Below are 13,826 nucleotides of genomic sequence, written 5' to 3'. Positions count from 1 at the left end.
AGCATGCGGAAATGAAATCTTCGTCCCTAAGTACGCCTGCGCCGAATCCGCCCAATACCAGCACGGAACTGCCGAAGCTCCCTATGTGGCGGCCCTTACGTGGGCCGTTTGAGCGATGGCCGCACCTGACCGACTTGTTTATTGCGTTGCTTATGTTCTTGCTGACGCTTTTGATGTGGTCGCGCAACGGCTCCCCCGAAGTACTATCCATACAGAGCCTGTGGGATGTTGTTGCTTTCCAGTGTGCATTCGTTGGCTCCTTCGCTCTGTTGTGGCGTCGCACCCACCCTTGGCAGGTACAGGCCGTTATTCTCGGCGCAACAATATTGCTGGAGCTGGGTTTGCCGGCAGATGGCATCGTGGCTATGGCGATTTCGCTGTATAGCCTCGGTCGTTACGAGGCCAATACCCGGGCTAGCTTTTTTGGCGTTATCGCGACGCTGGTTTTTGTGGCGCTTGACCAAGGTATTCCGGTTCAGCCAACTGCCGCAGGCACAGTAACAGTGATGCTGGTATGGGCGCTGTGGTATATCGGCCGCCGGCTGCGCTTTCGCGGCGAATATCTGCGCTTGTTGGAAGAGAGGGCCAAGTATTTGGAGCGCGAGCGCAATGCCGAATCCGAGCGCGCAGTTGTAGCCGAGCGCACTCGAATCGCCCGTGAGATGCATGATGTGGTGGCGCACCAAGTGAGTCTTATGACTGTGCAGGCCGGTGCCGCCAGAGCTATCAGCCGCAATAACCCGCAAGCTGCCAATGAGGCTATGGCTTCTGTAGAGGCGGCTGGCCGTCAGGCCATGGCAGAAATGCGTCATTTACTCGGTGTACTGCGACCGACTAATAACGACACTGCGCTCACTCCGCAACCAGAACTCGGCGATTTGCCAGATCTGATTGAAAAGGTCCGACAGGTGTTAACCCAGGTTGACTACGAGGCCAACGGCGCACTGGAGAAAGTGCCAACCAGTGTCGCGCTCGCCGCCTATCGTATTGTTCAAGAATCCCTCACAAACGCCATCAAGCACGTCGGTGCCGCAGTTCGGGTGCAAGTGAGTGTGCGCGCAGACCTCGGCACTCTCACAATTCGAGTGCGCGATGATGGAAATACTCTCGGCGAGCGGCCCATGAGGGAAATAGCTATTGATGGTCAGCCAGGCGGTGGGCACGGCATCGCGGGAATGCGCGAGCGTGCGGAACTGCTCGGTGGCTATCTGTATGCGAGGGTAGTCGATGGTGGCGGTTTTGAGGTATATGCACAACTACCTACAGGAATGGTGAAAACATAATGTTGCGAGTGATGGTAGTGGACGACCAGGCTTTGGTGCGACGCGGTTTTGCCCTGATTCTGGATAACCAGCCCGATATCGAGGTGGTCGCCGAGGCCGGTACCGGCGTCGAGGCAATTGAAGCCGCGCGAGTGTACCAGCCGGATATCATCTTAATGGATATCCGTATGCCGGAGATGGACGGGCTGGAATCCACAGCGCGCATCCTGGAAGCTAGTGATGCAACTTGCCGTGTCATTATTTTGACCACGTTCGATCCTGATGAATACGTGTTTCGTGCGCTGCGGGCTGGCGCCAGTGGCTTTGTGCTCAAGGATATTCCCCCAGAGGCGCTGGTACAGGCAGTGCGCACCGTAGCAGAGGGCGGTGCCATGCTTGCACCGGGCATCACCCAACGCTTGATCAGCCAGTTCGCACAGAAACTGGGAACTGGGCGCAACCTGGCAAAGCGGCTGGAGCGCCTAACCACCCGGGAACGTGAAGTACTGGAAGCCATCGCCGCAGGCAAGAGTAATGCAGAGATTGCCGAGACCCTATTTATTGGCCCTGCTACCGTGAAAACCCACGTTTCCAGTTTGCTGTCAAAATTGGAGGTGCGCGATCGTGCGCAGGCAGTCGTATTCGCCTATGAATGTGGCCTAGCCACCGTGGGGGAGCGTGATGTCGGCTTCTAGATCAAAGCCCGCTTTGCAACGCAATGCACTTTATCGCCTTGCCGCCTGTGGCACTGTGGTTCTGGGGCTGTTTCTCTTCCTTGGAGCCCAGGGCCACTTTGTTGCCATCTGGCCGTTGGTAACCAGCGATGGTATCGGTTTATTCCGTCGTTTGTTGTTGATGTTACCCGGTGTGATGCTCGCCGGCACGGCGGTGTTGAACCTCCTGCTCTGTAAGCCACTCTGGCAAGAACGTCGCTATGCCCTCAACGTTACTCTCACGGTAAATTTGCTTACTACGAGCTATTTGTTCTACCTAATGATACGCGGGGTTCCTAATCACCCTATTGGTATATTTCTCGCATTGGAGATGTCTTTTGTATTATTGCTCCTAGTAACAAGAGCTGGACTGGTATGGCCTGTGTCAGCAGAACCGCCGGTTGAGATGGACATTTAGTAGCACAAGCGCTCGGCGAATTTTGCTAACATTCAACACCATAAACCTCAAGGTGTTTTATTCAAAAACAACTCCATCGGTGTTAGATCCATTTCAAATAGACTTGAAGCGAACCCTTCCGATAACTTCATAGCTTTTTTCGCCGCAGCTCATTAGATAGCTTTCCGAGTAAATTCACCAGAAACAACGTATGGCTTCTTTTCAGTTCCAGTTCTGCGACTGAGAGATTTGTTCCAATTTGTAGGTAAACTAGCTCTTTGGGGCGGAGTAGGTGGGCGCGAGATTAGATAGTATGAAAGGGGCAGCGGATAAAGTGCTTAATCACCCGAGGGAGGAGAGTGGAAGCAGTATTGGTGGCTATACTTTATTATGTATAGCAGCTATTTCACTAGCTCGTTTACCTAACTAGAATCTCTAAAAAATATAGAAAATGGAAAGGATAGAATTATAGCGGGTCTTGTCCAATGTCTGATTTGAACAACCGTATCAGTTACAATGAGCTTTTAATTCTCAGAACTTTTTGTGTGGTTCGACTTATGAGCTATGAAACTAGATAGAAGCATGATATATAAGCTTCTGATGGATTAACTGTTATACATCGGAGTGTATTTGAGTATTAAGCGAATAAATCTACTTTCTTGTGCTGCTTTTATTTTAGCTGGTTGTAGTACCGGACCATACTTGAAACCGAGTGCTCCAATAGGGTGGTACAGCACCGAAAACCCGGCATGTTATGGGGCTGAAAAAGTTCTAGAGTTCAGTCTTCCTGATTACGATTGGCTGATATTTAGAGTCTTGGCCAAACAACCTACAAAGCGCCACCCAGAAGGTACAAAGTTAATTGCCTATGTAAGGCCTGTCTTGTATAGACATCCTGAGCCAAATGGCACTTGGTCATTATTTCCCTCAGAGCAAGAAAAGAAGACTAAAGAGAGCTTAATCGCCGAACGCAAATCCCAACATATCGAGATCTCATTCTCAAGTGCTGTAGCTACTATCATTTTTCTTGATGGTAGTGAATCCCAAGTTGAGCTGCCATTTTTTCAACAGCCATACCAAATACCATCTGATGAGTCTTATGGGTTCTGGGGACCTGAGGTAGTAATATCTCCTGAAAATCTGGAGTATTTTACGGTAAAACTGCCGCCTCTATTTGTAAATGGTGAAGAAGTTACAATCCCGCCAATCGAATTTAAAGTCAGCGAAAGTACATATGTTCCAGTGCTAAATTGTTAAAGAATAGCGCTTGATAAGTAAAAGTAGAAAATTCTCTACACTACTACCTTGAGGGTAAATAGATATGAGTAATGAGCTTCCAATTTAAAATATTAGTGTTAATTATATTCTTCCTGTTTGGGGGAATTATGGTGTATCTCGACTCCTGAACTATGATAAGGGATGGATTGAAGCTATTGAGCAACTAGAGCACTACAAAGACTAAAGTCTATTACAGTACTATGTCTTCCAAGTATAAAAGCAGCTGGCTACATACACTAATGAATTCCAGCCCAAAAACTACCGCTTGTACCATGCTGGGTACACATTGTTTCGCCTGGATAAAGGCTTAATATTAAGATTTTGAAGGAGTTTAGAGGTTGTTAAATGGAAAAATTCAACGAAACAACTTTTGTTCTTATTAATCAATTTGCAGGAAAAAGTGCAATTTTAGATACTGTTTTAATAGCTGCAGCAGAGGTCATGCCTTATATTTTTATGCTCGTGATGCTCTATCTATGGTTTGATCCAAGTATAGAAAGAAAAAGGTCCAGCCTGAATTGCGGGTTGTCTGTGTTGCTCGGTATGTTAATGAGCTATATTATTTCTGTTTTTTATTATCATTCTCGTCCATTTGTGAATAATCTCGGTACGCAATTAGTAGAACATGCGCCGGACTCTTCATTTCCTTCAGACCATACTACGTTTATTTTTTCGATAGCTATAGTGCTTCTATTTAACAAATCAACTAGGGTAATCGGTGCTGTTTTGTGCCTGTTGAGTGTTGTTAGTGGCTTATCCAGAGTTTTTGTTGGTGTTCACTATCCTTTAGATATACTAGGTGCCATTTTGGTAGCAATTTTCTCATCAGTTGTCGTATTTAAAATACAATATAAAACTCAATTCCTTTTAAATTTTTTGGTTAAAAAGTTACCTGGGAAGAGAGCCGGTTAGAACTAAAAGTAGTTGATGCTTCTCTTGCATTTATAATATTTACTTTCTATTTTATATGCCATACATTGGGTTAGGGGGCTGTTAGGGAGGGTGCTGTCATTTATAGTGAAGAAATAGAAGTGGAGTTTTCATGGTTCCTATCGATTAATGGTATGCTGAACTGGATTGATGGAAGCGATGAGATCGTGCGAACCTCAGGTAGGAAATCATAAGGGTTTGTGTTTCTGAAGCTTGGTTAACAGTCGGTTGATATGGATTTCTCCATTTTGTGGTTTTTAATTCCAGCCTCTTTCCAAGTTAGTACGGCTGAGTGGTACACATAACTTGTTCTTACTTAATTTCAACATCCATAGGGGAGGTCTGCTTTAGCTCCTTAAGAAAGATATGTATCTTACTTGTTTACTCTCAAAGTAAAGAGTGGGCATGTGTAAAAATTGGAGAGGAATAGTTTTTTTGTTGGTAAACATAGGTGCCAACTTAATACGATTCCTTTATCTATCGCTCTTTTTACTGTAGGGACGAGAAGCTTTAGAATTATAGGTAGGCATGGTATATAGATACTGCTTTTTAGTTAATAGTTGTAAGAGGACTGCATGAATAAGGAATTTCTAGACCACATGATTTCGTATATATATTTCCCGTCTTTAGGAGCGTTGCTGTTAGCTACGCTTTTTGCTCCGATAGGACTGAAGGGATTGTCAAAATTCTCTAAATTCGCCCGTTTTTCGGTTGGTGTATATTTAAGTATCACAATTGCCGCTTGTTCTGCTTTGCTCGCATTTTCATATGGAGGTTGCTTCGAGAACTGTTCTGAGAGCGTAGATGATGAGATTGGTATTTTGATTGCTAGTATAATCAATTTTATAGGTGCGGTATTTGTATTTCGCTTCCTTTCAAAGAACTGGCCTAACAAGCAAAACCAAGGTGCTGCATAAATGTACTCTGGCTTAAGATATTAGCTGTATAAGATAAGCTATCGCTGCGTTACTATTTGTGCTTGAGATTCATATCGCTATTGAACTCATGTATAGTAAATGCCTGCCGTGTTTCTTTTTCTAGTTGTTAGTGGTCTTTATAATTCAGCGCTATATTCACTTCCGGTGTATTTGCGCCTATATAGCTGATCTTAGCGTTATTTGGCACAAATTATTCGGCTCTTTCGCGAGAATCAACCAATGAGAAATTTAGCCATATTAGTATTTCAAACACTTGACGGAGTAATGCAAGCACCGAGTGTGCCTGAGGAAGATTTTTCAGGTGGCTTTAGTCATGGAGGCTGGGCCAAGGATTATTGGGATGAAGTTATGGAGCAAGTCGGAAGGGAGGCCATGGCGGAACCTTATGATCTGCTATTAGGGCGTAATACGTACAATTTATTTGCCACAAGTTTTTCAAATGCCAAACCTGGAAATCCAACTGCAGACAAACTTAATCAAGCAAAAAAGTATGTCGTAACATCAGGTAATGATGATCTCACATGGAATAATTCATTCAAGCTAAAGGGGGCAGATGCGGTCGTCGAGATAACAAAAATTAAGAAAATGAATGGGCCTTTACTACAAGTTCATGGAAGTTGGCAGTTGGTGCAGTCACTTCTAAAGCATGACTTGGTAGATGAGCTTAGGCTTTGGACGTTTCCAGTAGTTGTTGGAGAAGGAAAGCGACTGTTCGAAAGCGGTGAAATTTCATCAAAATACAAACTCATCAATTTTGCGAAGTGCCCCTCAGGGGCTTTTATGCATTTTTACAAATCACTAGATGGCAGGGTTATTTAAAGAGCGTTGTTAAATATAAAACTCACTCATGCGACTATCCTTACTGAGATTGTTGTTGAAATAAAAGCAATATTGTCGAATTTATCAAAATGATTAGGTTATATAATCGTAACGATCTGCCTACTATATTGGATATTTGGTTGCAAGCTTCTATTCAAGCTCATGATTTCATGCCTTCAGATTTCTGGGAGGCACAGTTAAGTGATATGAGAGATGTTTACATTCCTACATCAGAGACATATGTTTATGAGATGGAAAGTAAAGCAGTAGGCTTTTACTCACTTAGTGGCGATACGCTTGCAGCTATATTTGTTTCTCCCTCTCTACAGGGAAGAGGAATAGGCAAACAGCTCCTTAACCATGCAAAATCGAAAAGAGATAGGCTGATACTTTCTGTTTACAAAGAGAACGCTTCTAGCTATCAGTTTTACTTGTCTCAAGAATTTAAAGTAGTAAAAGAACAAAGAGATGAGCATACTGGTCACCCGGAATACTTAATGAGTACTAAAATATAAAAAGGAGTTCAAGTCGGCTTAACTTCTGTCGTTTAGCGCGACGTTATGCATAAGGCTAGAATAAGATATCTCAAATATGAAACCTGAAGAGAAGAGTTGTATAGAGAAAAGAGTCAGGAATAGGATCATCGAAGTTCTAGAATTTTTCTCAGATGAATTTAGATTTGATGTTGCAATCGCTAACCTTGAATTCTGGGGTGAATGGTTTGATGCTAATTCAATAACTCAATTTAATAAAGAGGTATTTGTGAGAGAAGCAATTGAATCTTTATTAGTTGTAAATAAATTCTGGGAGAGAGTTCAGCCAGATTCGAAATAGTTCTCTCAAGAGTGGTGTGATCTGCTGTTTGAGTCAAAGCATGCTTTAAATATATTTCTCAAGCGTGGTAAATTTCATGAGAAGTCCTTAAAATTTATTGCTGCTTACGTCAGCCATGCAGCCTACTTAAGATTAAAGTAATAATACATGAAATACACACTAGCTTTATTTGCTTTGGCAATTTCACTTGATGCCTATTCTACGAGTTGTTGGATATCGTTACATGACAAGGCAGTTTCACGTGAAAGAGGTACTTCTGAAATAGAGTTTGTTGTTGATAGAAGCAGAATAATTTTTATAGGTAGCGCTGAGAGTATTGGAAAAGAAGTAATCGCTGAGGGTAGTGGTAAGGGCGGACATGTTTCAGAAGTAGTCACTTTGTTCGATGTTGAAGAGTCAATAAAGGGAAATATCGCAGGTAAGAAGCTAGTTACTTCTGGAAATATTTGCTCTTGCAAATATGATTTTGAGGCTGGAGTGAGCTATTTAATCTTTTCTACTGATAGAAAGGGGATCCTGTACCTGGACAGTTGTGTCTAGCAATACTTAGTCTCTAGCCTGGTCTCGACTACATCCTTATATATGACATCTGTTCACAGATGCCTCGTGTTAGCTAATATTTGGTCTCATTTGGTACATTCGCGGATCTCTTCTCTTTGGACCAACAGGGAATTGTGGGGCGTGGTTGTATACTATTACTTGATTTCTATTCACTTTCTGCTCTATGACAGATACATTTGTACCGACTCTTCAGCTTTTACTAGTTCGCTGCTTCGTACCAAAGTATTCGATACCGGATGCTGCTCCAGCATACAATTGATCTTGCTTTGACAGGCAAGCTTGGTACGTATGCAATAGGTGTACCTGGAAGATAGTAAGCGGAGAATAGGGAGGTCCCATTTCGAAATCGCTACTAAGGCGTTTTTGATGGTCGTGATCCGGGCGATTTTATTGTGTGCGATTGGGTAGGCATATTTTGTAATTTTTGATAATCGTGCTATATAAACTCTGTTTTGAATTTACTATTAGGCGCTCAATCAACTTATGCATGAACTTAAGCAATTAGCAAAGCAGATACTAAAGGAGAGTAAGAATTTACCTTTTTCAGTATATTCCTCATATAAAGAGCAAAATATTTTTAGTGTTCCTATTGTTAATCCGACCTTGATATGTGTGCTTGATGGATGCAAAGAGCTGGGTGGTGACAGGCAAAAGAGTTGCTCAACAGGGGAGTTTATATTTTTATCTAATAGCCCTAAAATTGATATGCGAAATATCCCAGGTGATTCAGAATACTTCGCATTACTTATTGAGTTTGAATGCAACGATTTCGATAGATTAACGCCTGTAAGAAACAAAGAAGAAAAATATTTTACGGGAGATATAGATTCTACTTTAGAGTTAGCCCTTCATCAGTTTATGGAATGGAGTTCTTCCGTTCCTTTTGATCTATGGCATATTCGAAGACAGGAAATATTACAAACATTACTCTATTTGGGATACCAGGAAGTAGCTTCTTTTTTTGAATTGACAAGTGTAAGCCGAAAATTATATAAAATTATCAGTGAAAATCCAGCTGCGGACTTAAGAGTGGATATGTTGGCTTCAAAATTGTCAATGAGTGAGTCAACATTAAGAAGAAAGTTAAATAGCGAAGGTACGAGCATTAAAGTCATTATAGATGACATCAGGCTTGGCTTGGGGTTGCACTTACTTCAAACGACTTTTGAGCCAGTAGGCCGTATATCAGAAAGATGTGGCTATAAATCCCAGTCTAGATTTTCAGATAAGTTTAAAAAATCTTTTGGTATAACTCCTATAGAGCTGAGAAAAACACGAGTGAACGTTTGAGGCGAAAGTTTGCCTGTTTTTGATATATTACTCTGAACATAATGCTCCTATGATAAGTAATCATTTTTAATATGTTTGGAGTAAATATGTTTAGCCTAATTAGTAAAGTTAAATGTGCCGTCTTTACAGTGCTTATATCCGGCGTAGCCTCTGCAGAATCATTTTTGCTCTCGAGTAATGATATAGATACTGGAAAGTATATGAGTAAAGAGCATGAGTTCCAGGGGTTCGGTTGCACTGGTAATAATATTTCACCCCAATTATCTTGGGCAAATGCCCCAAAGGGGACAGAAGCTTTTGCTGTTTTTGCATATGATCCTGATGCACCAACAGGCAGTGGTTGGTGGCATTGGCAAATTGTAAATATTCCCAAAAATATAAGTTCACTGGAAGCTGGCGCAGGAAACTCAGAAAAAAATCGCACTCCACAGGGTAGTGTACAAATAGTAAATGATTATGGAGTAAGAGGTTTTGGTGGTGCTTGCCCACCGAAAGGGCATGGTGCGCATCGGTATCAGTTTACCGTTTTTGCGCTATCAAAGAAACTAGATTTACCAAGCGATGCATCAGGGGCACTAACTGGCTATATAGTTAAGGCTAACTCTTTGGCGGAAAGTACTATTGAAGCTTTATACATGCGGGAGTGACTCTCCAGCAAGCAAATTCAGATGAGGCTTTGACGGATCTGATCTGTGCGAGAGCGAAATAATCGAAGCTCGTTGTTACTTGTTATCGCATAAAGTTAAACCTCTTAAGAAAAAGCTGTACTAGGCCTCCTTTGGTGAGGCTGTTCCCTGAATACTTCTTTTATATATGCAGTAAGATTCTATCCGTTTGATGACGGTGGTGAAGCGTGGATGCCGATCTTTAATTGGCATCCATCCACCAATAGTACTTTGATTGACAGATTGATTCCAAATCTTAGATTCCGTAAGTTCGGGTCTCTTAGGTCAGCATATTTTTTTACTGATATGCGATCTATGGGTACAGAATCTTTGAAAGACAAGCTTGGAAAGCGGCTTTTGGAAACGGAGTAGCTGGGTTTACTGGTGTGGATTAGAGGGGGGACTAAAACGCCTCAAAAATATGGGTAAAAGCTGTTTCGTTGATTACGCTACGATATGAATATCAAAATTCAATAGACGCTGCTCTACATCTTACTTTGATTATTAGTGCCACCTAACGGTAGCTTCTTTATCATTTGTCTCTTTTTTTCCGATCAGGCTGATAAGCTTAGGAAATATAGAGAAGTGTGATATATAGGTGTTACTTGTCGATTGATTATTAGATCTTTAAGGTTAGACCATGGAAGTATCACTTCGTCAGATTACCAAACAGAATTATGAAGCAGTATGTGATCTTGATGTTGCACCGGATCAAGAAGATTACGTTGCCTGCAATATGTGGTCACTAGTTGAATCGATATTTAACGAAGGCTATGAAACTCGTGCTATTTACTTGGACAATGAAGCCGTTGGATTTCTAATGTGGGTACAAGAAAGCTTAGAAAAAATCTCAATCTGGCGGTTTATGATTGATCAAAATTACCAACAAAAAGGTATTGGTCGCATAGCTCTGGATCTTGCTTTAGGAGAAATTCGGGACGTCCCGGGACTTCAAGAGATTGAAATTTGTTATAACCCTAATAATCCCGTTGCAAAAGCTTTTTATTCTAGTTTCGGTTTTGTTGAGGTCGGAATGGATGATGATGGAGAAGATATGCTCGCCGTAATTGACTTAACCAAATCTAACGGCAGTCACGAGATGAGAAAAAGAGCAGCTTTTCTGTAAGTGTTTAATAAAATTATAAAACGATAGATTGTAGTTCTATTATTTTTTTCTGATATCGGGTTTACTGAATAGCAGCCTCCAAATCTGGCATATGAGATAATCTTAATGGGGTGGTTTAGTAGGTGATTCTTGGTTACGGAATAGGAAAGGAATTCATATTTGAAGTGCTAAAAGACGTCTTTTAGGTGGTTTTATCATCAGAATATAAGCGCAGCTACCGTTGTTTCTTGGATAGGACGAGTCTTTCCATAACTCGTGGAGCGTCATCATAAGATATAAAGTAGGGTGGTCTCAGGATTATGGATGTCTCAATCTGTATTTTGTGTTGAACATTTGTACCAGTTAAAGGCTATTCTTTGCTCCTCTTGATTTTATCTCACTGGACTAGCTTTGGAATTCTAGAGAAGCGTGATATATAGATGCTGTACTTGAATTAACTATTAAGAGTTAATAATTGCCACCTAAGGATTACAAATGACAAAGTACTTGATAGTTATAATTGCGATACTTGTTACAGGTTGCGCTACTGTAGCTACATCTCATCGACCAAGCGATTACTATAAGGCTGGGGGTAATGAAGCGAATAATGAGCCTCTATTTGGCTCCACTGGTGAATCGTTAGGGGATATAGACATAGACCGCATCCTCAACTATGAGTTAAAGCTTCCTGCACAAAATAGAATTGCAATACTCAAGTTGTCCAATGATAGCTACTGGCGCCATTACTCTAATGATTTTACGCAACTAAATGAAACTATTGCTAGGGACTTTGTAGGGCAGTTGAGAGAGTCTGAAAGGGTTTACGATGCTTCATTCTTACCAAGTATGCTCGTTCCAGAGCAACGTACTGTGCCTTATCTTCGAGAAGCTGCTGCACGCTACCAAGCTGATTTACTATTAGCCTACCGTTCAAGTTGCCGTACTTTTGAGAAGTATAAGTTTATTGATCCGAATGAAACAAAGGCATACTGTTCAGTGGAAGTAGTCTTACTTGATGTTCGGTCAGGTATAGTGCCATTTACGGTTGTGTCAAGTAACGAGTTCTCTGCCCGCAAAGAACTCGGTGATACTAATTTCAATGAAACCATAAAGAAGGCAGAGATCGCTGCCGTAGCCGAGTCATTAAAGGATTCCGCAACTCAGCTAACGTCATTTTTAAGCAGTATTGGCACACTGGAGCAAGAACTCTAACAACTATATTCAGGTGGCGCCTGCTTCGCACCTGAAATAAAGATTAGGACTTTCGTCGTATGCGAGAGCCAAAGGATAATTACTGATGGATAATACACAATCATCACTTAGCTTATATGCGAAGCACTTAGGTGCCGCATACTTAATTTATATCGTTTTAGGGATGCTCAATTCATTACTTGTCAAGAAAGGAATATATGATTTTGGGGCTTTTGCTGAGACAGAGGTGAGATTCAGGTTCGCTCAGATTATAGATATAATTATGTTTATCGCTGTTATTTGGGCATCTTGGGCGCAGTACTTGGTTACAAAAACAATCAATAAAAATATTGCTTTTTTGGCATTGCTTTTCAGGTTTGGAGAAGGGCTTCTTGGCTTTGTAGCAACAATTATTACATTGACGGTTATAGTAGTTTTAAGAAACCAGGAATATTCGAATACATTTCAAGAAGAGCAGCTACATGCGTTAGCGAGTATATTTGTGAATATGAGTGGTTCGATGTGGGATGTTCTTTTAATCATAATGGGCATAGGCGCGACTATTTTCATGTACTTATTTTACGTTTCAAATTACGTGCCTAAGTGGTTGGTTCTTTGGGGGGCTTTCACTTATATGTCGATGGTGGTTTATGGGTTTTCAAATATTTTGTTACTCGAGCCGCCCCAAATACTGAAACACTTCATGCTTCCAGGCGCGTTTTTTGAAATCACATTTGGGCTATGGTTATTAATCAAAGGAATTAACATCAAACCTAGTTCAATCGATGCTCCAGGTTTATACAAAAGTAATGCCTGAGTAAGCATTAATGCATGACTGACAAGGCTGTGCAGTTTTTGTACAGATAATCGTATCTTGTTACCAAGCAAAGTTTAATTTCACCAGAGGGGGGGGGTAGGGCCTCCTTTCTTGGGGAACTTGCCCTTAACGTTCAATTGACTAATTCTTGGTCGATTTTGACATGGCATAGGTCTCTTCCCTTTGGACGGGGAGGGATTTGGGGCGCAGATGCCTAACTTTATGTGATTGATTCTGACTTCTAGTACGACAGGTGATTCGAGCCAACTGATGATGGATTTTCGTTGGTTGGTGCTTTGTGGTCCACTTGTTTGTTTCATACTCACACTCAAGCTGTGGCTAGATATTCCTTAGTGATGGGGTTTGGTAAATGATGTTTTGAGGGTGGAGAACAGCCGTATTGATGCAGAATAGGGAAGTGTGGGCGATAGCCTCCCTAAGTTGGAGAACTAACGTTACTAGTTGGATTTGAACTATTTTCATGGTTACAGTGCCAATTCTATTCTATGGCCACTACTGCTCTTCTAGTTATTCTACTTAGTGGGTATCCAGAATTGCTTTTGGGGAAGTATTAGGCTACTACAGAGGAGAGTATAGTGAAGTTAAAAAAACCAAAATTTCAACTAAAAACGGTTTGGGAATATAGGACAAACCCAGGTGAAGAGTATTCTCGGGTACAAATTTTATATGGATATTTTTTAAAGAGTTTGGGAGAGGTGGAAGTCAATGAAAATATTTATTATGTTTTTATAGAGCATAAAATTTTAAGTGCCCCGTATGCAGGGGGGCTTGCCGTTGCTGTAACCGAGTCTAGTCTTGAAAATAGCCTGACAAGGATGGATGAAAGTAGAGTGGTAACCAATGATTTTATTGATGGTTATGAGGAGTGGAGGGCGTTTTCGAGAGATGAATGGGTCCACCCATATAGTGAGCAGTTAAAAGAAATTATTAACTCAAGTCTGAAATAGGAAGGAGTATCACTGAATAGGCGGGAATTGCGGACACTCACTAAATGAAAAGTATAAA

The 13,826-nt window shown here is 41.6% G+C and carries 16 protein-coding genes; all 16 read left to right on the top strand.

The features are described from left to right. The first annotated feature begins 11 nt into the window (after positions 1 to 11). The gene (locus ACJJI5_RS14195) at positions 12 to 1,283 is read left to right on the top strand and encodes a sensor histidine kinase (RefSeq protein WP_444897062.1); all 1,272 of its coding nucleotides are present in this window, start codon (positions 12 to 14) and stop codon (positions 1,281 to 1,283) included. Next, the gene (locus ACJJI5_RS14190) at positions 1,283 to 1,957 is read left to right on the top strand and encodes a response regulator (protein ID WP_444897063.1); all 675 of its coding nucleotides are present in this window, start codon (positions 1,283 to 1,285) and stop codon (positions 1,955 to 1,957) included. The genes ACJJI5_RS14195 and ACJJI5_RS14190 overlap by 1 nt, the downstream gene beginning before the upstream one ends. Then, positions 1,944 to 2,393 carry a hypothetical protein gene (locus ACJJI5_RS14185; RefSeq protein WP_444897064.1) on the top strand — a complete coding sequence of 150 codons (450 nt, stop codon included), beginning with the start codon at positions 1,944 to 1,946 and terminating at the stop codon, positions 2,391 to 2,393. Before ACJJI5_RS14190 ends, ACJJI5_RS14185 begins: the two co-directional genes overlap by 14 nt. A gap of 609 nt (positions 2,394 to 3,002) precedes the next feature. Next, entirely contained in the window at positions 3,003 to 3,629 is a 627-nt protein-coding gene (locus ACJJI5_RS14180; RefSeq protein WP_444897065.1) for a hypothetical protein, read from the top strand. 366 nt (positions 3,630 to 3,995) lie between these two features. Beyond that, positions 3,996 to 4,562, top strand: coding sequence for an undecaprenyl-diphosphatase (locus ACJJI5_RS14175; RefSeq protein WP_445354400.1), 567 nt, complete (start codon positions 3,996 to 3,998; stop codon positions 4,560 to 4,562). A gap of 593 nt (positions 4,563 to 5,155) precedes the next feature. Continuing rightward, positions 5,156 to 5,497 (top strand): hypothetical protein, encoded by a 342-nt coding sequence (locus ACJJI5_RS14170; protein ID WP_444897067.1) that lies wholly within the window; start codon positions 5,156 to 5,158, stop codon positions 5,495 to 5,497. Positions 5,498 to 5,737: 240 nt separating this feature from the next. Continuing rightward, positions 5,738 to 6,337: a dihydrofolate reductase family protein gene (locus ACJJI5_RS14165; RefSeq protein ID WP_444897068.1), complete on the top strand. Its 600-nt coding sequence runs from the start codon at positions 5,738 to 5,740 to the stop codon at positions 6,335 to 6,337. Positions 6,338 to 6,426: 89 nt separating this feature from the next. After that, complete coding sequence (locus tag ACJJI5_RS14160) at positions 6,427 to 6,852, top strand: N-acetyltransferase (protein ID WP_444916994.1); 426 nt, start codon at positions 6,427 to 6,429, stop codon at positions 6,850 to 6,852. A gap of 76 nt (positions 6,853 to 6,928) precedes the next feature. Then, complete coding sequence (locus tag ACJJI5_RS14155; RefSeq protein WP_445354399.1) at positions 6,929 to 7,171, top strand: hypothetical protein; 243 nt, start codon at positions 6,929 to 6,931, stop codon at positions 7,169 to 7,171. 147 nt (positions 7,172 to 7,318) lie between these two features. Next, complete coding sequence (locus tag ACJJI5_RS14150) at positions 7,319 to 7,711, top strand: hypothetical protein (RefSeq protein ID WP_444916996.1); 393 nt, start codon at positions 7,319 to 7,321, stop codon at positions 7,709 to 7,711. Positions 7,712 to 8,215: 504 nt separating this feature from the next. Then, positions 8,216 to 9,022, top strand: coding sequence for a helix-turn-helix transcriptional regulator (locus ACJJI5_RS14145; protein WP_445354398.1), 807 nt, complete (start codon positions 8,216 to 8,218; stop codon positions 9,020 to 9,022). 86 nt (positions 9,023 to 9,108) lie between these two features. After that, positions 9,109 to 9,669, top strand: coding sequence for a YbhB/YbcL family Raf kinase inhibitor-like protein (locus ACJJI5_RS14140; RefSeq protein WP_445354397.1), 561 nt, complete (start codon positions 9,109 to 9,111; stop codon positions 9,667 to 9,669). Between the two features lie 658 nt (positions 9,670 to 10,327). Beyond that, positions 10,328 to 10,813: a GNAT family N-acetyltransferase gene (locus tag ACJJI5_RS14135; protein ID WP_445354396.1), complete on the top strand. Its 486-nt coding sequence runs from the start codon at positions 10,328 to 10,330 to the stop codon at positions 10,811 to 10,813. A 474-nt stretch (positions 10,814 to 11,287) separates the two neighbouring features. Next, a complete protein-coding gene (locus ACJJI5_RS14130; RefSeq protein ID WP_444897074.1) occupies positions 11,288 to 12,004 on the top strand; it encodes a hypothetical protein in 717 nt (238 codons plus the stop codon). Between the two features lie 85 nt (positions 12,005 to 12,089). Continuing rightward, on the top strand, positions 12,090 to 12,800 hold the full coding sequence (locus ACJJI5_RS14125; protein WP_444927629.1) for a DUF4386 domain-containing protein: 711 nt from the start codon (positions 12,090 to 12,092) through the stop codon (positions 12,798 to 12,800). Positions 12,801 to 13,396: 596 nt separating this feature from the next. Beyond that, on the top strand, positions 13,397 to 13,768 hold the full coding sequence (locus ACJJI5_RS14120; RefSeq protein WP_444897076.1) for a hypothetical protein: 372 nt from the start codon (positions 13,397 to 13,399) through the stop codon (positions 13,766 to 13,768). The last annotated feature ends 58 nt before the right edge of the window (positions 13,769 to 13,826 follow it).

The organism is Microbulbifer maximicatervae (SeqCode) (genome assembly GCF_052467955.1).
Note: the sequence above shows the minus strand (reverse complement) of the source record. Positions and strands in the feature narration are given on the sequence as shown.